General features: G+C 70.2%; 13 protein-coding genes. 5 read left to right on the top strand and 8 right to left on the bottom strand.

What is annotated here, in order from left to right; genetic code table 11:
- Positions 1-45: 45 nt before the first annotated feature.
- Together ACZ3HL_RS10260 and ACZ3HL_RS10255 are read right to left on the bottom strand one after the other, a co-directional pair.
- Entirely contained in the window at positions 46-1,440 is a 1,395-nt protein-coding gene (locus ACZ3HL_RS10260) for a mycothione reductase (RefSeq protein WP_465530151.1), read from the bottom strand.
- 76 nt (positions 1,441-1,516) lie between these two features.
- Positions 1,517-2,281, bottom strand: coding sequence for a M15 family metallopeptidase (locus tag ACZ3HL_RS10255; protein ID WP_465530149.1), 765 nt, complete (start codon positions 2,279-2,281; stop codon positions 1,517-1,519).
- Between the two features lie 256 nt (positions 2,282-2,537).
- On the opposite strand from ACZ3HL_RS10255, the gene ACZ3HL_RS10250 reads away from it, so the two are divergent.
- Positions 2,538-3,371, top strand: coding sequence for a S1 family peptidase (locus ACZ3HL_RS10250; protein ID WP_465413317.1), 834 nt, complete (start codon positions 2,538-2,540; stop codon positions 3,369-3,371).
- Between the two features lie 33 nt (positions 3,372-3,404).
- Positions 3,405-3,887: a GNAT family N-acetyltransferase gene (locus ACZ3HL_RS10245; protein ID WP_126736046.1), complete on the top strand. Its 483-nt coding sequence runs from the start codon at positions 3,405-3,407 to the stop codon at positions 3,885-3,887.
- Here ACZ3HL_RS10245 and ACZ3HL_RS10240 read toward each other — a convergent pair.
- The 4 genes from ACZ3HL_RS10240 to ACZ3HL_RS10225 all read right to left on the bottom strand — a co-directional run bounded on the left by ACZ3HL_RS10240 (position 3,853) and on the right by ACZ3HL_RS10225 (position 11,173).
- Positions 3,853-5,040: an 8-amino-7-oxononanoate synthase gene (locus ACZ3HL_RS10240; RefSeq protein WP_465413315.1), complete on the bottom strand. Its 1,188-nt coding sequence runs from the start codon at positions 5,038-5,040 to the stop codon at positions 3,853-3,855. The genes ACZ3HL_RS10245 and ACZ3HL_RS10240 overlap by 35 nt on opposite strands.
- A gap of 102 nt (positions 5,041-5,142) precedes the next feature.
- On the bottom strand, positions 5,143-6,648 hold the full coding sequence (locus tag ACZ3HL_RS10235) for a DEAD/DEAH box helicase (RefSeq protein WP_465530147.1): 1,506 nt from the start codon (positions 6,646-6,648) through the stop codon (positions 5,143-5,145).
- A 343-nt stretch (positions 6,649-6,991) separates the two neighbouring features.
- Positions 6,992-7,933, bottom strand: a complete 942-nt coding sequence (locus tag ACZ3HL_RS10230; protein ID WP_465413311.1) for a serine protein kinase RIO — start codon at positions 7,931-7,933, stop codon at positions 6,992-6,994.
- Between the two features lie 414 nt (positions 7,934-8,347).
- Complete coding sequence (locus ACZ3HL_RS10225; RefSeq protein WP_465531034.1) at positions 8,348-11,173, bottom strand: ATP-binding protein; 2,826 nt, start codon at positions 11,171-11,173, stop codon at positions 8,348-8,350.
- 310 nt (positions 11,174-11,483) lie between these two features.
- Here ACZ3HL_RS10225 and ACZ3HL_RS10220 point away from each other — a divergent pair, with 310 nt between their 5' ends.
- The 3 genes from ACZ3HL_RS10220 (at position 11,484) to ACZ3HL_RS10210 (ending at position 15,791) form a co-directional block, all read left to right on the top strand.
- Entirely contained in the window at positions 11,484-12,647 is a 1,164-nt protein-coding gene (locus tag ACZ3HL_RS10220) for a S8 family peptidase (protein WP_465413309.1), read from the top strand.
- A complete protein-coding gene (locus tag ACZ3HL_RS10215) occupies positions 12,647-14,194 on the top strand; it encodes a S8 family serine peptidase (RefSeq protein WP_465413306.1) in 1,548 nt (515 codons plus the stop codon). The genes ACZ3HL_RS10220 and ACZ3HL_RS10215 overlap by 1 nt, the downstream gene beginning before the upstream one ends.
- Positions 14,195-14,267: 73 nt before the next feature.
- Positions 14,268-15,791 carry a phytoene desaturase family protein gene (locus tag ACZ3HL_RS10210; protein WP_465530145.1) on the top strand — a complete coding sequence of 508 codons (1,524 nt, stop codon included), beginning with the start codon at positions 14,268-14,270 and terminating at the stop codon, positions 15,789-15,791.
- Positions 15,792-15,855: 64 nt separating this feature from the next.
- Here the strand turns inward: ACZ3HL_RS10210 and ACZ3HL_RS10205 are convergent, their stop codons facing one another.
- Together ACZ3HL_RS10205 and yaaA are read right to left on the bottom strand one after the other, a co-directional pair.
- Positions 15,856-17,307, bottom strand: coding sequence for a trypsin-like serine protease (locus ACZ3HL_RS10205; RefSeq protein ID WP_465530143.1), 1,452 nt, complete (start codon positions 17,305-17,307; stop codon positions 15,856-15,858).
- Positions 17,308-17,394: 87 nt separating this feature from the next.
- Positions 17,395-18,150: a peroxide stress protein YaaA gene (gene yaaA, locus ACZ3HL_RS10200; RefSeq protein WP_465530141.1), complete on the bottom strand. Its 756-nt coding sequence runs from the start codon at positions 18,148-18,150 to the stop codon at positions 17,395-17,397.
- Positions 18,151-18,188 lie beyond the last annotated feature (38 nt).

Genomic DNA, 18,188 nt, shown 5'->3' with positions numbered 1-18,188 from the left:
CGTGCGTCCGAAAAACGCATTCAGAGGACTAAATGCGGGCGGGGGTCAGTCCAGGGGCAGGTTCAGCAGCGCGTTCTCCACGAGTTCCGGCATCGCCGGGTGGATCCAGTACTGCCCGCGCGCCATGCTCTTCGCGTCGAGACCGAAGCTCATCGCCTGGATCAGCGGCTGGATCACCGAAGACGCCTGCGGGCCGATGATGTGCGCGCCCAGCAGCTGCCCGGTGGCCGGGTCGGCGAGCAGCTTCGCGAAGCCCGTGGTGTCCTCCATCGCCCAGCCGTAGGCGATGCCCGCGTAGTCCTGGTGCGACGTCACGTACGAGACGCCGCGCTCGCGCGCCTCGCGTTCGGTCAGCCCGACCGAGGCGACCTGCGGCGAGGTGAACACCGCGTGCGGGACGAACCGGTGGTCGGCCTCGATCCGCTCGTCCGGGTGCAGCAGATTGTGCTGCACGACGCGCTGCTCGTGGTTCGCGACGTGCTTCAGCTCGAAGACCGACGAGAGGTCGCCGAGCGCGTAGATCCCGTCGACCACGGTCTGCTGGTACTCGTCGACCACGACGTGCCCACGCTCACCAGTGGTCACCCCGGTGGCGGCGACGTCGAGGAGGTCGGAGTTCGGCTTGCGGCCGGTGGCGACCAGCAGCACGTCGGCCTCGACGGTCTCGGCGCCTTCCGGGCCTTCGAGGTCCAAAGCGACGCCCGACGCGGTCTTGCGCGCGCGGACGGTCTTCCGGTCGAGCCGGACGTCGAACCGCTGCGTGGCCAGTTCCGTGAACCGGGCGCTGACGTCGTCGTCCTCGGAGCGCAGCAGCGCGCCGGACCGGTTGACCACGGTCACGGTCACCCCGAACGAGGCGAAGACGTGCGCGAACTCGGCCGCGATGTACCCGCCGCCCAGGATCACGATGCTCGACGGCAGCTCGTCGAGCCGCATCACCGTGTCGGAGGTGTGGTAGCCGGTTTCGGCGAGGCCCGGGATGTCCGGGAGCACCGGGCGACCGCCGGCGGCGAGCACGAACTTGTCGGCGGTGATCGTTTCCGATGGGCGCCCGTCGGAGTAGCTGACCTGCAGTTCCTTGTGCCCGGTGAAGCGGCCTTCGGCCTCGTACACGGTGACGTTCTTGTTGTCCTCGTGCTGGACGCGGTATTCACGGCCGCCGGCGGCGATCGGGTCGATCCGGCCGAAGATCCGGTCGCGTACGTCGCGCCAGCGGACCCCGGTCAGCTCCTCGTCGACGCCGAACTTCGCCGACGTGGCTGGGGTGGCCGCCACGTTGGCGGCGTGCACGAACATCTTCGTCGGGATGCAGCCCACGTTCAGGCAGGTCCCACCGAACGTGCCCTTCTCCACGATCGCCGTGTTCCAGTCCGCGAAGCGCGGGTCGAGGATCGAGTTGCCCGATCCGGTACCGACGATCACCAGGTCGTAGTGGGGCACGCTGTCTTCCTTTGCGGCGGGGGAGCGGGTGGTTCCGACTCTAGCCAACTTGTCACGGCGAGCGGTTGTTCCCGCTTCAGCGCCCGTTGGCGCTGAAGTGCATCCGATCCTTCGGCGTCGTCCAAGTACCACCCCAGGTCCAGCCGATCGCGGAGAAGGCGGCCACGGCCGGATCCCCGGCGGTGATCATCCCCGGCCGCCGGTTCCCCCGGTCGAGGTACGCCGACGCGAGCTCGGGCAGCACGAGGTCGCCCTTGGTGTACGGATTGCAGAACGGGTCGACGTCGATCGCGAGCCCATAGGCGTGCGCGGACCAGTTCGTCCGGCCGCGCGCCGGACGGCAGACGAAGGCGGTGGTGTTGTTCCCGTCACCCGTCGGGGGAGCCGCGAGTTCCGCGGGAGCGGTCACTCGCATCTCCTCGATCGGGAACTTCGCGGCGAACAACCGCCCGAACACGGTGACGACGGCGTTCGCCACCGACGCGTTCACGAGCATTTCCCCGGTGTGCGCGCGGCCGTCGAAACCCCAGAACGAGAGCGTGAGATAGCGCAGTTCGCCCGCGGCGACCGGGCAGCCCGCCTGCCAGGTGCTGCGTGCGAGAACCTCGGCGGGAACGGGGTTCACCGAGCCCGAGAACCGGTTCCCGGCAGGCGGCGGAAGCAGGTCGGTGGTCGGCAGGGAACGGTTCACCAGCACGGGAGGAGTCGGGAGGATCTGCCCGAAACCGTCTCGGCGCAAGGGAAGCGGCTTCGCACCGACCTGCCAGACGGGGGCGGGCGGCGGGGCCGAGGTGGGCGGAGTCGTTGCCGCCCAAGAGGTTTCGGCAGGCGCGCTGGTCACCGCGGGAGTGGACGGCGCAGGCGGCGGCGGGCTCGAACACGAGGAGAGAAAAAGGGCCGTAGCCGCCAGAATCGTCGCCGTAGCCCGCACGGGGTCCAGGGTGACAGATGCGTTCGGTGAGCACAGGTCCACCCGTTTCAGTGACACCGCATCGGGCTTTCTCCGATTAGGGTATTCGCGATCGCTCGTGTACGCGCTGGAGTCGAATGACTTCCCAGGGTTTGACCGTACGTACGCCCCGGTGAAGGGACAGAACATGCCCAAGAAGTCACGTCGCACCCTGCTGCTCGCGGTCGGAGCGGTACTCGCGACGGCCGTGATGGTGCCGGTCGCGGTCAACAGCGCGGCGGCGGACGACAGCTCGGCGAGCGGCCCGGAACAGGCGGCCCAGCCGAGGATCGTGGGCGGCGGCAAGGCTTCGGTCTCGCAGCACCCGTACGCCGTCTATCTCGCCGACCGCGGCGGCAACCAGTACTGCGGCGCGGTGATCGTCAGCTCCACGACGGTCGCGACGGCGGCGCACTGCGCGGTCGCGGTCAAACGTGCCGATGTCCGCGTGGTGGCGGGCCGGGACAACAAGCGCTCCCGGGACGGCCTGGAACTGCGCGTTTCGCGGATCTGGGTCAGCCCCGACTACAGCGGTGACCCCGGCAAGGGTGACGACATCGCGGTGCTGACGGTCAGCGGGCAGCTGCCGTACCGGCCCGCGAAGGTCGCGGACGACGGCGACGCGGGCCTGTACGAGGAAGGTACGAAGGCGACGGTCCTCGGCTGGGGCCGGGTCGCCGAGGGTGGCGCACGGTCGGAGTACCTGCGCAGCGCGGTCGTCCCGGTGGTCAGCGACAAGAGCTGCCGCACCGCCTACTCGGGCTACGACCCGAGCGACATGGTGTGCGCCGGCTACCCCGAAGGCGGTATCGACGCCTGCCAGGGCGATTCGGGTGGACCGCTCGTGGTCGGCGACACGCTGATCGGGATCGTGTCGTTCGGCGACGGCTGCGCGAAGGCGGGCAAACCCGGCGTTTACACCCGTGTCTCCCACTTCGCGAACGAGATCTCCCGGCAAAAGAACCGGGGCCTGATCGGCTGATCGGTGCGTTCTTCACGCCCGATGTGCTAACAAGTGGGCGTGACCACCGACACCCCGATCATCGAGACCTCGTCGTTCCCGCTGTCCGTCGCCGGTGACGAGATCACCGCCGCGCAGCTGCACGGCATCCTCCGCCTGCGGGTGGACGTGTTCGTCGTCGAGCAGGACTGCGCCTATCACGAGATCGACGGGCGTGATCTCCTGCCCGGCACCCGGCATCTCTGGATCGGGGGTTCCGTCGCCGTCGACTCGTACCTGCGGGTGCTGCAGGACGCCGGCGGCACCTTCCGCATCGGCCGGGTGTGCACGGCCGTCCGCTCACGCGGCAAGGGGCTGGCGGGACGCCTGATGGAGACCGCGCTCGCGGGCATCGGGGACGCGCCGTGTGTCCTCGACGCGCAGACGTACGCGACGGATTTCTACGCCAAGTACGGCTTCGTGGTCGAAGGCGAAGAGTTCATGGAAGACGGGATCCCGCACATCACGATGTGGCGCCGGGAGGCGCCGCGGCCGTGATCACCCCGACCGCGCGGTCCACGTCGGCCTCGGTGAGGTCGGCCCGCGCGGTCAGGCGCAGGCGGGAGATGCCGTCGGGCACGGACGGCGGACGGAAACACCCGACCCGCACGCCCTGATCGGCGCACGCGGCCGCCCACGCGACGGCCGATTCCGGTGACGGCGCCTGCACCGAGATCACCGCGGCGTCCGGGAGACCGACCCGGAAACCCGCGGATTTCAGTTGCATGGCGAGGTTTCCGGCGGCTTCGGTCACCTTGGTGGCCAGCTCGGGCTCGGCCTTCAACGCGGTGAGCGCGGCCAGTGCGGCAGCGGCGCTGGCGGGCGCGAGACCGGTGTCGAAGATGAAACTGCGCGCGGTGTCCACGAGGTGCTTGATCACCCGACGCGGCCCGAGCACCGCACCGCCTTGTGCCCCAAGGGATTTCGACAGCGTGATGGTGGTGACGACGTCCGGTGCGCCGGACAGTCCCGCCGCGTGGACGGCACCGCGGCCCCCTTCGCCGAGGACGCCGAAGCCGTGCGCGTCGTCGACGAGCAGGGACGCGCCGTGCTCCCGGCAGACACCGGCGAGCTGCTCCAGCGGGGCGATGTCGCCGTCGACGGAGAACACGGAATCGGTGACGACGAGCGCGCGCGGCTTACGACGGGTCGCGAGCGCGTGTTTGAAGGCGCTCGGGTCGCTGTGCGCGACGGCGGCGATATCCGAACGGGACAGGCGGCAGCCCTCGATCAGCGAGGCGTGGATGTACTTGTCCGTGACGATCGCGGAATCCGCCCCGGACAGCGCCGTGACGGCGCCGAGGTTCGCGGTGAAGCCGGACGAGAAGACCAGCGCGGCCTGTGTGCCGCAGAAGCGGGCGAGCTCGTGTTCGAGTTCCGCGTGGACCTCGGTGGTGCCGGAGACGAGCCGGGAGCCGGTGGCCCCGGCGCCCCAGCGCAACGCGGCCGCGGCCGCCGCACCGGCGACGCGCTTGTCCCTGGCGAGCCCGAGGTAGTCGTTACCCGCGAGATCCAGCTCCGGTTCCTGCGCCTGCCGGATGCGCAGCTTGCGCACCAGCCCGGCCTCGGCCCGCTTCTCCGCCTCCACGTCGAGCCAGTCGAAGACCTGGTCGGGCGGGAGGTTCTGGGAAGCGGGGCCGGGAGAAGTCACGTCCCGCAGTCTCCCATCCGCGTTCCGCCAGTACATGAAGGCCCCCTTCCTTGCGCCTGGCGCAAGGAAGGGGGCCTTCATGTACTTCTGGCCGGGATTACCTCAGCTGTCGTAGCCGCGACGCGGGCGGCCGTTGCCCGGACGCTGCGGACGGCCACTGCCGCCACCGGACTCGCCACGACGCGGGCGGCCGCGGAAGCCGCCGGGACGGCCGCCTTCGCGGTGACCGTGACCCTCGCGCGAGCCCTGGTAACCGCCGCGGTCGCCACCGTAGCCGCGGCCACCGCCACGACGCGGGGACTCACGACGACGCTCGACGACCGGCTCGCCGCTGGGCTGCTGCGCACCGGTGATGCGAGCGAGCTCGGCGTCGCCCGGGCGGACCGTGGTCTGCTCGGCGCGGACACCGGCGCGGTCGGTCATCCGGCGCACCATGCGGCGCTGGTCGTGGGTGACCAGCGTGACCACGACACCGGACGCCCCGGCGCGCGCGGTGCGGCCGGCACGGTGCAGGTAGTCCTTGTGGTCGGCGGCCGGGTCGACGTGCAGCACCAGCGAGATGTCGTCGACGTGGATACCGCGCGCGGCGACGTCCGTGGCGACGAGGACGGGAGCGTAGCCCTCCTTGAAGTCCGCGAGGACGCGGTTGCGCTGGCCCTGGGTCTTGCCGCCGTGCAGCGCGGCCGCGTGGACGCCCTTCTCGCGCAGGCGCTCGGTGAGGCGGTCCACGTGGTGCTTGGTGCGGACGAACATGATCGTGCGGCCCTCGCGGGCGCCGATCTCGGTGATGATGTCCTGCTTGTCCTGGTGCGACACCTGGAACACGTGGTGATCCATGGTGGTGACGCTCGCGGTCGACGGGGCGACCGAATGCGTGACCGGGTCGGTCAGGTACGCGCGGACCAGCCTGTCGACGTCACCGTCGAGGGTGGCGGAGAACAGCAGGCGCTGGCCGCGGGCCGGGGTCAGGTCGAGGATCTCGCGGACCTGCGGCATGAAGCCCATGTCGGCCATCTGGTCGGCCTCGTCGAGCGCGACGAAGTTGACGTCGGACAGCGACGCGGTGCCCTGGCGGACGTGGTCCGACAGCCGGCCGGGGGTGGCGATCAGCAGGTCGACGCCGCGGGAAAGCGCGTCGGCCTGGCGGGTGAAGGCCATGCCGCCGACGGCGGTGCGGCACCACAGGCCGAGCGACTTGGCCAGCGGGGTCAGCGAGTCGGCGACCTGCATGGCCAGCTCGCGGGTCGGGACCAGGATCAGCGCGCGCGGGTGCTTCGGACGGGCACGGCCGCCGTTGAGCCTGGTCAGCATCGCCAGGCCGAAGGCGAGGGTCTTGCCGGAACCGGTCTGGGCGCGGCCGAGCACGTCGCGGCCGGAGAGCGCGTCGGGGATGGTCGCCGACTGGATGGGGAACGGGGAGGTGATACCGGCGTCGGCCAGAGCCCGCAGCAGCGGCTCGGGAAGGCCGAGTTCCGCCCAGGTCTTCGCCTTGACCGTCTCGACGGCGTCGTCGCGCAGCATCGCGTCACCCGCGGGGCGGGTACGCGGCTTGCTGCGGTGCTGACGCGCCGACGGTGAGACGTGGCCGGAGTTGAACGTGACTGTCACAAATGCCTCTCGGACGTGGCACGTCACAAGGAGGCCCGGGCTGCCCGCACGCAGGCAAGGCAAGATGGTGTGCACAGATGGGCGTTCACAGGGACGAACCCGGCACACCGCGTCTGCGTGACACCGCGCGCCAATTGGTTGATACGGATACCGCGAGCCATTCGGTTGGCTTTGGAGGCGACGGACACCAACTCATCCACGCCGCCGGTTGCGGTCTGTGACTACTGTACCGGACCGTTATCCGGCCGCCCAACCCGAGGGACCGATTGTGGGCAGGGTCTCCACGAAGGGTCGTTCCCGGCGCCGCACGCCGGGAACGACCCTTTCATGACACTGTGGACGGTCACCGGAGACCGGCGATCTCCTTCAGCTCCTCGATCAGCTCCGGGACCGCCGTGAGCCGCTCCGGCAGCCCGCGCGAATGGAACCACGTCGCGATGTTCCGCACGTCCCGCGCGAGGAACTCCAGCCCGCCGGGATTGGCCACGATGTCGACCACCTGCGGCAGATCGATCACCATGATCCGCTCGCGGTGGACGAGCAGGTTGTACGCCGAGAGGTCGCCGTGCGCGAGCCCCTGCGACGCCAGCAATTCCAGCATCGCCGCGGTCTGGAACCACAGTTCCCGCAACAGCTCGGGCTCCGGGCGGACCTGTGCCAGGCGCGGCGCGGCCGTCTCGCCGTCGCCGAGGAATTCCAGCAGCAGCTCGGTGCCGTCGCGCTGCACCGGGTACGGCACCGGAGCGCCGACCGACCACAACCTGCTCAGCGCGCCGAATTCGGCCACGGCCCACTGTTCGGCGATGAGGTTGCGGCCGAAGCTGCTGCGCGACTCCATGGCCCGCATCTCGCGCGACCGCCGCATCCGCCTGCCTTCGAGGTAGCCGGCGTCGCGATGGAACAACCGGTGCTCGCCGCTGCGATACCGCTTGGCTGCGAGCACGGTGCCGTCGGTGCCGGGCAGGTTGCGCCGGACGAGATGGACGTCCGCCTCCTTGCCGGTCTTGAGGACGCCGAGTTCGGTGTCCACCGCCGCCAGCTCGGTGATCACCCAGTCCGGGCGTGGCAACGGTCCTTGCTCCGCTTCACCCCAAGTGCTCCAGCGGTCGGCGCCGTCGGGGATGGCGGTCTCGGTGTAGGCGTCCTCCCGCAACCGGGCGAGGCGGACGCGTTCGGCTTCGGTGAGCCGTCCGCCTCGGGTGGGTTCGGGTTCGTCGTCGAAACGAGCACGACGGGTGCGGCGAGGACGTTGTTCGTAAGACTCTTCGAGATCGTGCTTGCGCACTGGTGGGTTCTCCTAGATCAGGGGTGCCCCACCGGGCGAGCGTCGTAACTCCGCGCTCAGCCGCGAGGGGCGAGTGGATGGGGGCGGCCAAGGCCCCGGACAGTCATCAGCACGAGGCACCTCCCGGTCGCATCCACCGGCTCCCTGCCGGATCGCGCACGATCATGGCGGACGCGGTGAGGCGCGCGCAACCGATTTGATTTCCGGTGTGGTGGCGCGGGTGCCTACCGGCTTCCCGGCTGCTTTCCGGCTCAGGCGGTACCCGGCCCGGCCGCGGCCGACGTTGCGAAAGCCACTTTCGCAACCTTCGACGTTGCGAAAGTGGCTTTCGCAACCCCCGGCCGAGACCGGCACCCGGCAAGACCCGGCGAGCGGGAAACACCGGTACGAAGCGGGTATCTAAGACCGTCGCGCCTACGCCGACCTCAGCCCCGCCAGCTCGCTCCGCGACCGCACCTTCAGCTTCCGCAGGACACTCGCCACGTGCTGTTCCACCGTGCGCCGCGACAGGAACAGCACCTCGGCGATCTCCCGGTTGGTGTGCCCGGCGGCCAGCAGGCGGGCGACGTCGCGCTCGCGTGGGGACAGCTCGTCGCCGTAACCACGGCGGCCGCGCCTCGACGGGGCGACCGCGCCGGTGGACCGGAAGGCGTGGCGGCAGCGCGCGGCGTCGCGGGTGGCGCCGAGGTGGTCGAAGGTCTCCGCGAGCGCCGCGAAGGTCTCGGCGACGTCCTCGTTGCGGGCCAGGCGGCACCGCGCGGCGCGTTCGGCGATCAGAGCGGCGTGATACGGCGCGGGAAGGGCGTCGAACCGGGTCCGAGCCAGCTCGAAGGCCTCGATCGCCTCAGTGTGCTCGCCCCGGGACGCCGCGATCAGCCCGCGGTTCGCGGCCAGCGCCGCCCCGGTCGACGGCGCGTCGAGGTCGCCGATCTCCCGTTCGAACTCGTCGGTCAATTCTTGTGCGTCGGCGTCCCGTCCGGTGGTGCAGTACGCGTCGACAGCGGCCATCAGCAGATCGGCGCCCCAGGCCCAGACACCCTTGGCGCGCAAGAGTTCCAGTCCCGTCTCGGCCTGCGCGACGGCGGCCTCGCCGAGATCCTGCGCGAGCAGCATGCCCGCCATCCCGGCGTGCGCGGCGATCGCGACCGGGGTGAACGCGTTCTCCGGCTGGTCCGCCGCGGTGCCGGCGAACCGGGCGGCGGCCTCGTCCCATTCGCCGCGCGCGGCGGCGAGCAGGCCGAGGACCAGGCACAGTTCACTGGTCACCGGCAGGAGATCGCGGTACTCGTCGATCAGCGCGCAGGCCCGTTCGGCGAGGCCGTCCCAGTTCCCGGTGAGCCAGTCGGTGTGGACGGCCGTCGCGCGGGCGGTGCTGACGACGTACGGCGCCCCGCAGTCGGCGGCCAGCTGCATTCCGCTGTGCAGCAGGCTTCTGGCCCGCCGATGATGGCCGGTCCAGGCGCAGGCGTCGGCGCTGTTGCAGTGCAGCCGCGCCAGATGGCGCTGTTCGTCGGCGGAACCGACGCTGGTGGGCGCCCGGTCCAGCATGTCCCAGCCCCGTGCGTCCCCGATGTGCAGCCGCGACGCCGTGTTGTTGGCCAGCAGGATGATCTTCAGCCGCCGGTCGGTGGCCCGCTCGATGAGCCCGTCCACCCGGTCCATCCAGCGCCGGTGCTCCCGCAGCGGGGTCGCGCCGACCCACGGCTGCGCGAGGACACCCATCCCGCGTCCGGCCAGGTCGGGCCGGTCGGCGAGGTCGTTGACGGCGATCTCGATCTCGGTCCTCGCGGCCTCCAGCCCGCCCGCCTGGCGCACCAGCAGGAGCCCGAGCCCCAGCCGGACTTCGCCGCTCAGGCGTCCGGACAGCCTGCCGTCGGTGAGCAACCGCTCCAGTGCCGGGACGACTTCGGTCTGGGCGAGGCCGTTGCACGCCACCGAACTGAACTTGACCGCCAGTCTGTCCACATCGGACGGTTGCAGGCCCGGTTCGTCGAGCAGGGTGCGGAGCAGATCCGTCGCGGTCGCGAGATCACCGACCGCCGACGCCTGATCCGCGGCCGCTTCGCCGTACTTCAGGGCGCCTGCCCGGTCGCCGGCCTTACGGCAGTGCTCGGCCAGGCGTACCAGGGATTGCGGGAGGCGGTCGCGCAGCAGCCGCGCGGCCCGCCGGTGCAGTTCCTGGCGATCGGGGCCGGGGATGGTGCGGTACGCGGCCTGCTGGGCGAACGCGTGACGGAAGCCGTACGTGCCTTCACCGGTCTCCACCAGCACGTTGCGTTCGAGCGCGAGGACGAGCGCGCGGTGGGCGCGCTCGGGGGTGAGCGCGGCCGCGGCGGCCAGCAGGTCCGAAGTGGACGGTGTGGCGAGGACCGCGGCGGCCTCGGCGATCCGCCGGGCGGCGGGCGGCAGCGCGACGAGGTGTTCGACCGTCGCCTCCCGCAGCAGCGCCGGGACTTCGACCGTGTCGAGCAGGTGCCGCGCGGTCGCGCCGTCGGCGTGCACCGCGCCCTCGACGCCGCCGATCGCGTGCACGATCTCCTCGACCACGAACGGGATCCCCGCGGTCCGCTCGTGCAGCCGCGCCGCGAACTCGGCGGACACGTTCGCTTCGCCGAGCAGGGCCGAAACCAGCGCCTGGACGCCGTCGCGGTCCAGCGGCCGGAGCGTGACGAGCGCGTGCGCGGTGCCGGGTGCCGGCCGGTAGGCGCTGCCGAGCGGGATGCCGCCGGGCGTCTCTTCGCGCCGGTACGTGAGCAGGAGGGTCAGGCCCGCGGGCGGGTCGGTCATCAGGAACCGCAGCAGGCGACGGGATCCGTCGTCCGCCCAATGGAGGTCTTCGACGAGGAGGACGTGCGGGCCCAGCGAGCCGAGCAGTTCCCGGACGGCGCGGAAGAGCCGGTGCCGTTCGGCCCTCGGGTCACCGAGCCGGGGCGGCGGCTCCGGCAGGAAGGCCGCGAGTTCCGGAAGAAAGGGCGCGAGGACGCCGGTCACGGGGTTGAGGTCGCGCGCCGGGCGGATGTCCTTCAGCGCGTCGAAGACCACGCCGTACGGGAACGGCTCGCGCAGCGGCTGGCAGGTTCCGGTGAGGACCGGCCGCCCGGCCAGTTCGGGGCAGGCCAGCAGTTCGGCGGCGAGCCGGGTCTTGCCCACCCCCGCTTCGCCTTCGAGCATGAGCACCGACGGCGAGCGCATCGCGCCGTCGAGGAGTCCGCGTAGTTCCGCCTCGCGGCCGACGAGCACGGGCGAACTCGTCCTGCGTCGGCAGTCACCGATCACCATTGCCGGGTCACCCCCGCTTCACGAACCACACCGTTCGAGTGAACGCAGCTTAAGCGCCTGCTCAGTGCTCGCGGAACCCACCCGGACCGGCACAGAACTTTCGTAGGGACGGGGAGTTTCCCCATTAGATACGTAGTCCTACGGACCGTTGCCTCGCTTGTTCGCGCAGGTCCCGCCACCTGAAAGTGATTCATGCGTGACTGCACGTCACGGCGCCGGCCCGGAACCCCGCCGGCGTGAACCACCTGTTCGAGTGAACGGAGCTCAGGAAATGCGTGGAGAACTTCGACGTCACCGGATCGCGGGTGCGGTGCTCGCCGGGGCCTGTGCGGCGGCCACCGTCGCCTTCGCCGGACCGGCCGCGGCCGCCGAGGGGCAGATCCGCGGCGCCGGTGTGCCGGGAGCCGTCACGGACGGGTACATCGTCTCGCTCAAGAGCGGCGACGCCGGCCTCGCGGCCAAGTACGGCGGCCAGGTGAAGGCGACCTACACCGCCGCGCTGAACGGTTTCTCGGCGAAGATGACCGAGGCGCAGGCCAAACGCCTCGCCGCCGACCCCAACGTGGACTTCGTCCAGCAGGACGCCGTCGCACACCTGCTCGGCACCCAGACCAACCCCACCTGGGGCCTGGACCGGATCGACCAGAAGAACCTGCCGCTGGACCGGAAGTACACCTACCCGAACACCGGTTCCGGGGCGACGGTCTACGTCCTCGACACCGGTGTCGACTACCGCCAGTCCGAGTTCGGCGGCCGCGCGACCAGCGGGTACGACTTCATCGACAACGACAGCGACGCCCGTGACTGCCAGGGCCACGGCACGCACGTCGCCGGGACGGTCGGCAGCGCCACCTACGGCGTGGCCAAGGGCGCCAAAATCGTCTCGGTCCGCGTGCTGAACTGCCAGGGCAGCGGTCAGTACTCGCAGATCATCAGCGGGATCGACTGGGTCGTGCGGAACGCCAAGGGCCCGTCGGTGCTCACCATGAGCCTCGGCGGACCGGCCGACTCCGGGGTGGACTCCGCCGTGCGCCGCGCGGTTTCGGCGGGCATCACGAACACCGTGGCCTCCGGGAATTCCAACACGGACGCCTGCTCGACCAGCCCGGCCCGCGTGCGCGAGGCCATCACGGTCAACGCCACGCAGAGCGACGACCGCCGGTCCTCGTTCTCGAACTACGGCAGCTGCACCGACATCTTCGCGCCGGGTACCAGCATCACCTCGCTGCGCAACGGTGGCGGCACCCAGCAGATGAGCGGTACCTCGATGGCGACTCCGCATGTCGCCGGCGCGGCCGCGATCTACCTGACCTCGAACCCGTCGGCCACCCCCGCCGCCGTGGCCTCCGGTCTGGCCAACGCCGCCTCCTCCGGCGTCGTGATCAACCCGGGCTACGGTTCGACCAACAAGCTGCTGAACGTGGCGGGTCTCTGATGCGGCGCGGCGTGCGGGCCGGTGTGGTGGCCGTCGCGGCCACCGCGCTGGCCGCGCTCGCCGCGGGCAACGCTCTCGCCGCGGAGGCGGAAGGCGTTGTCGTGCAGGCGAAGCAGCACTACGGCGATCAGTACATCGTGGAACTTCACGATATCGGCACCCTGGCGGTCGAGCAGTCCTCGGCCGCGCTGACCGGCCGCTACGGCGGCGAGGTCCGGTCGGCGTACAAGAACGTCCTGCGCGGGTTCTCGGTCAAGGGCATGTCCGAGCGGCAGGCCCGGCGGCTCGCGGCCGACCCGGCGGTCAAGACGGTCTACCAGGACGGCACCGCGCGTGCCGTCGGTACCCAGACCAACCCCACCTGGGGCCTCGACCGGGTCGACCAGAAGAACCTGCCGCTCGACAAGAGCTACACCTACCCGAACATGGGCGAGGGCGTCACCGCGTACGACCTCGACACCGGGATCAACCCGGAGAACCCGGAGTACGAGGGACGCGCGTCGGTCGGCAAGGACTTCTTCGGTGGCAACGGGAAGGACTGCAACGGGCACGGCAGTCACACCGCGGGCACCATCGGCAGCAAGACCTACGGCGTGGCGAAGAAGGTCAAGCTCGTCGGGTTGAAGGTGCTGGGCAACGACTGTTCGGGCAACGGTCCCGACTCCGGCATCATCGACGCGGCCGAGTGGATCACCGCGAACGGCACCAAACCGGCGGTGGCGAACCTGAGCCTCCGGATGGATCAGGCCGGGGTCGGCGACGACGTCATCAAGAAGTCCATCGCGGCGGGCTTCGTCTACGTGGTGGCGGCGGGCAACGAGAACCAGAACGCGTGCAATGTCAGCCCCGCCCGGGTCCCCGAGGCGATCACGGTCGGCGCCTCGGACCAGAGCGACAACAAGTCCTCGTTCTCCAACCACAGCTCGTGCGTGGACATCTTCGCCCCTGGCAGCAACATCACGTCGCTGTCCACGTCCAACGGTGGTTCGGCGAACATGAGCGGGACGTCGATGGCCACGCCGCACGTGGTGGGCGCGGCGGCGATGTACCTCGCGGCGAACTCCGGTGCCACCCCGCAGCAGACGCGGGACGCGCTGGTGAACAACGCCACCGCCGGCGTGCTCAAGGGACTGCCGTCCGGCACGGTCAACAAACTGCTGAACGTGTCGTTCATCGGCGGCGGGGGCCCCACGCCGACGTGCGGGGTCAAATCCAACACGACACCGGTGTCCATTCCGGACGCGGGTGACGCGGTGACCAGTTCGGTGACGCAGGACGGCTGCGACGGCAAGGCGTCGGCGACGCTGCCGGTCAAGGTCGACATCGCGCACACCTACACCGGTGACCTGGCGATCGACCTGATCGGGCCGAGCGGCGCGGTGTTCGGCCTCAAGCAAGCGGGAGGGATAGGCGAGGCGACCGGCGTGCACACGTCGTACACGGTGAACGCCTCGTCCGAACCGGCGAACGGGACCTGGAAGCTGCGGGTCCGTGACGTCTACCGGTTCGACAGCGGGACGATCGAAGGTTTCTCCATCACCTTCTGAGTCCTTGCGAACGGCGGTGCGCCGCGGTCACGATGGCCGCGGCGCACTGTCGTTTTCGCGGGGAGGCCCCTGGATGGAGTCCTACGATGCCGTGATCGTCGGCGGCGGGCACAACGGCCTGGTGGCGGCGGCCTACCTGGCCAGGGCCGGCCGCTCGGTGCTGGTGCTGGAACGGCGCGGCGAGGTCGGCGGGGCGGCGGTCTCCTCCCGTGCCTTTCCCGGCGTCGACGTCCGGCTGTCGCGGTACTCGTACCTGGTGAGCCTGCTGCCGCGCGAGATCATCGCGGAGCTGGGGCTCGGCCTCGACCTCCGGCGGCGGCGGATGTCGTCGTACACGCCCGTCGGCGACGGCGGTCTCCTTGTCGACACGGGCGACGACGGCCGCACCGCGTCGTCCTTCTCCGCGCTCACCGGGTCTGCAAAGGACTTCGAGGCGTGGCAACGGTTCTACGCGATGACGGCCCAGGTCGCGGAGAGGACGTTCCCCACCCTGACCGAACCGCTGGTGTCCAGGGAGGAACTGCGTTCGGGTATCGAGCCGGAGGCGTGGAACGCGCTGTTCGAACGGCCGATCTCGGAAACGCTGACCGGGATGTTCGGCGACGACACCGTCCGCGGCGTCGTCCTGACCGACGCGCTGATCGGCACCTTCGCCGGCGCCGGTGACTTCCGGCAGAACCTTTGCCTGCTCTACCACGTGATCGGCAACGAGACCGGCGACTGGGACGTGCCGGTCGGCGGGATGGGCGCGGTGACCGGGGCGCTCGCGTCGGCCGCGTCTTCCGCCGGGGCACGGCTGACGACCGGCGCCGAAGTGTTGTCGATCGACCCAGGTGGCTCGGTGCGGTACCGGCTCGGTGACGACGAGGTCGTGGTGCGTGGCGGCCACGTGCTGTCGAACGTCGCGCCTCGGACACTCGCGCGGTTGCTGGGGGAGGAGCCGCCGGAGGCGCCGGAAGGCGCGCAGCTCAAGGTGAACATGGTGCTTTCACGGCTGCCGCGGCTGCGTGATTCGAGTGTCGATCCGCGGGAGGCGTTCGGCGGGACGTTCCACGTCAACGAGGGCTACGAGCAACTGGCGACGGCCTACGCCGAGGCCGACGCGGGACGGATCCCGTCGCTGCCGCCGTGCGAGATCTACTGCCATTCGCTGACCGATCCGTCGATCCTCGGCCCGGCCGAACTGGCCGCCGGGGTGCAGACGCTGACGTTGTTCGGGCTGCACATGCCCGCTCGGCTGTTCGAGGGGCGGAACGACACCGCCCGAGAGGAGGCATTGCGTGCGACCTTGTCCTCTTTGGACAGTGTGCTGGCCGAGCCGATCGAGGACTGCGTGCTGCGCGCGCCGGACGGCCGGCTGTGCGTCGAGGCGAAGACGCCGCTGGACCTCGAAGCCGAGCTGGGACTCCCCGCGGGGCACATCTTCCATCGCGATCTGTCATGGCCGTACGCCGCGGATGCCGCCCAAGTGGGGCTTTGGGGCGTCGAGACCGCGCACGAGCGGGTGCTGCTCTGCGGCGCCGGTGCCGTCCGGGGCGGCGGGGTCTCTGGCATCCCCGGCCACAATGCCGCGATGGCGGTGCTGGCCCGACCCTGAAGTCCGTGAAGGCCTCCTTGAGGGACCCAGGGTCCCTCAAGGAGGCCTTCACGGACTTGTCCGCTTACTGGACGGTGAGGGTGTAAACGGCGGTGGCGGTCTTGCCTGCCGAGTCCGTGGCGGTGACGGTCACCGGGTAGGTGCCGCGCTGGAACGGCGCGACCACCTGCATGGTCGAACTGCCGCCGCTCGAGATCGTCTTCGGGTTGAAGAACGGGGCGAACGGCAGACCCTGCCCGGACGCCGACAACGTGATCGTGCCCGTGCCGCCGGTGGCGGAAACCGTGACGTTGCTGAAGAAACCGGGCTGTGAAGTCCCGCTGGTGGGGCTCAGGCCCACCTTGAGGTCACCGGGTTGCGGCGCGCCGTCGCCGACGGTCAGTGTCAGCTTCGTGGTCGCGGTGTCGGAGGTGCCCTTGCCCGAGATCGTGACCGCGTAGTCCTTTTCGGCCGTTCCGGCGGGAACCTCGATGCTCACCTTCGCCGACTCGCCCGAGTTGATGGTCGCGGGCTGGAACGTGGCCGTCGCGCCCTCGGGGAGTCCCGAAGCGCTGAGATCGACCTTCTCCGCGCCGTTCTTGCCGGGCTTGCTGGTCACCGTGGCCGAAACGTACTTGCCCGGCTCGACCTTGAGCGAGGACGGCGTCACCCCGAGCGAGAACTTCTCCGGGTTCTGCGGCTCGCCGATCTGCTGCTTGACCCAGTCGCCCATCTCGTTGTTGAGCCTGCCGTACACGCTGTACCACTTGAAGTCGCTGCGACTCCAGGACGCGACGCCGACGACCGTGTTGTCGACGATCAGCGGCCCACCGCTGTCGCCCGGCAGGATCGTGACGCGGCCGTCGCTGTAGCCGCTGCAGATCATCGTGGCTTCCTTGAAGCCGGCTCCGACACCGCTGCAGTTGCTGCCCTGGACGATCGGCAGGGTGAACTTGTGCAGTTCGACGTTCGCGGGACTGTCGTTGTGGTTCTTCTTGCCGTAGCCGAGCCCGAGCCCGGACTTGCCCGGCTTGTGGAGTTCCGTGTCGGCCGAGGTCGCGACCTTCGCGTACTGGCCGCCCGGCACCGGGATGTCCGCGTCGGTGGTGACCACCGCGACGTCGTAGCCCTGGTCGAAGTTGACGTACTTCGGGTGCTTCTCGTAGCTGACGACGCCGATCCGCGTTCCGCCACCGGCGTTGAGATCGTCCAGCCCGTAGAGGAAGGACTTCTCCCCCGCCGCGTCCTTGCAGTGCGCGGCGATCAGGATCTTGCGCGGCGCGACGACCGACCCCGTGCAGGTCTGTCCTTGCGGCCGCGTTCCCCCTTCGCGCAGGCCGGCGATGATGAAGGGGTGATCCTTGACCGAGGCGGGGGTGCCTCCGATGGAGTTCGTGTGCAGTCCACCGGGGACGACCGCTTGATCCGTCGGAGTGACGGCGGGCAGGTTCGCGGCGGCCGCCGGAGCGGGCAGGAGGACCGAGAGGCAGCCGAGGGTGGCGGTGGCGATCCCCAGTAGCCGTTTTCTTCTGTTCACGGTGGTTCCTTTCCAGGTGGCTGGAAATCACTTTCCGCATCCGCGCCTGGTGGAACAACCGAGGAAGAAGCCCGTATGGGTACGGAACTAATGCGCCCCGTCGCCGGTCAACAGCTCGATACTGTGGTCACCGGTGCGCTCGACGTCGAGGCCGGCCTTCGCCAGGACCCGCATCAGCTGCTCCACAGTGGACGGTTCGCTGCGGGACTTCACCAGCTCCGCGGCCAGCCGTCCCTTGTACGCCTTGTTGAAGTGGCTCACCGTGGTCCGGTTGCCCTTCGCGTCCTCGGTCACGACACGGACGGTCACCGCGTCCGGGCGGAGTTTCGCCAGCGCCGAGTAGGTCCCGGAACGCAGGTCGACGACGAGCCCCTCGACACCTTGGAGCACCGGTTCGAGGACCGGCTTCCACACGCTGCGGACGGTGCCGAGCGACGGCAGCGCGTTCCCGCCCGAAAGCCGGTACGCGGGGATCGGGTCGGTCGCCGCGACCACTCCGAACAGCGCCGAAGCGACGGCGAGGCGCTTCTCGGCCTTCGCCAGCGTCGCCTTGGTGAAGGACTTCACGTCGAGAGCGTCGTAGAGGACCCCGGTGTAGCGGCGCAGCGCGGGCATCGTCGGCGAAGTCCACAGTTCGGCGTTGCGGGCGACCTCGTCGGCCTGCCTCGGCGTGATACCGAGCGCGGCGACACTGGCCGGGACGTCGCCCGCCAGTTCGGTCAGCGCGTCGGCCAGCTTCGCGCGGGCCGGATTCAGCTCCGGGAACGACAGCGCGTCGAGGTCCAGCGGCGCGCCGGTGCCGCCGGCGGCCTTGGTCTCGGATGGGGGGAGGAGCACGAGCACCACGGAAGCGTAACTAAATGGAGTGCGTCACCCCGAGG

The organism is Amycolatopsis sp. NPDC000009, from assembly GCF_055563465.1.
The sequence above is the reverse complement of the archived record's forward strand: the minus strand, read 5'-3'. Positions and strand labels throughout refer to the sequence as shown.